At 44.5% G+C, this 1,185-nt stretch carries 1 protein-coding gene; it reads left to right on the top strand.

Annotated elements, in window-relative coordinates:
* Nucleotides 1-193: 193 nt before the first annotated feature.
* Nucleotides 194-1,009, top strand: a complete 816-nt coding sequence (locus FTU42_RS14725; RefSeq protein WP_000018326.1) for an aminoglycoside O-phosphotransferase APH(3')-Ia — start codon at nt 194-196, stop codon at nt 1,007-1,009.
* Nucleotides 1,010-1,185 lie beyond the last annotated feature (176 nt).

Here is a 1,185-nt window from a genome sequence, read left to right as displayed (position 1 = left end):
AGTACCAGCGTACGGCCCACAGAATGATGTCACGCTGAAAATGCCGGCCTTTGAATGGGTTCATGTGCAGCTCCATCAGCAAAAGGGGATGATAAGTTTATCACCACCGACTATTTGCAACAGTGCCGATAAAAATATATCATCATGAACAATAAAACTGTCTGCTTACATAAACAGTAATACAAGGGGTGTTATGAGCCATATTCAACGGGAAACGTCTTGCTCGAGGCCGCGATTAAATTCCAACCTGGATGCTGATTTATATGGGTATAGATGGGCTCGCGATAATGTCGGGCAATCAGGTGCGACAATCTATCGATTGTATGGGAAGCCCAATGCGCCAGAGTTGTTTCTGAAACATGGCAAAGGTAGCGTTGCCAATGATGTTACAGATGAGATGGTCAGACTAAACTGGCTGACGGCATTTATGCCTCTTCCGACCATCAAGCATTTTATCCGTACTCCTGATGATGCATGGTTACTCACCACTGCGATCCCCGGGAAAACAGCATTCCAGGTATTAGAAGAATATCCTGATTCAGGTGAAAATATTGTTGATGCGCTGGCAGTGTTCCTGCGCCGGTTGCATTCGATTCCTGTTTGTAATTGTCCTTTTAACAGCGATCGCGTATTTCGTCTCGCTCAGGCGCAATCACGAATGAATAACGGTTTGGTTGATGCTAGTGATTTTGATGACGAGCGTAATGGCTGGCCTGTTGAACAAGTCTGGAAAGAAATGCATAAGCTTTTGCCATTCTCACCGGATTCAGTCGTCACTCATGGTGATTTCTCACTTGATAACCTTATTTTTGACGAGGGGAAATTAATAGGTTGTATTGATGTTGGACGAGTCGGAATCGCAGACCGATACCAGGATCTTGCCATCCTATGGAACTGCCTCGGTGAGTTTTCTCCTTCATTACAGAAACGGCTTTTTCAAAAATATGGTATTGATAATCCTGATATGAATAAATTGCAGTTTCATTTGATGCTCGATGAGTTTTTCTGATAGTTAGTCTTTGTAGAGACACAAACCTGAAATTCCGGACACCGCGCTTGGCACTGTTGCAAATAGTCGGTGGTGATAAACTTATCATCCCCTTTTGCTGATGGAGCTGCACATGAACCCATTCAAAGGCCGGCATTTTCAGCGTGACATCATTCTGTGGGCCGTACGCTGGTACT

It is taken from the genome of Acinetobacter sp. YH12102 (genome assembly GCF_013419125.1).
GTDB classification, from domain to species: Bacteria; Pseudomonadota; Gammaproteobacteria; order Pseudomonadales; family Moraxellaceae; genus Acinetobacter; species Acinetobacter pseudolwoffii.
The sequence above is the reverse complement of the archived record's forward strand: the minus strand, read 5'-3'. Positions and strand labels throughout refer to the sequence as shown.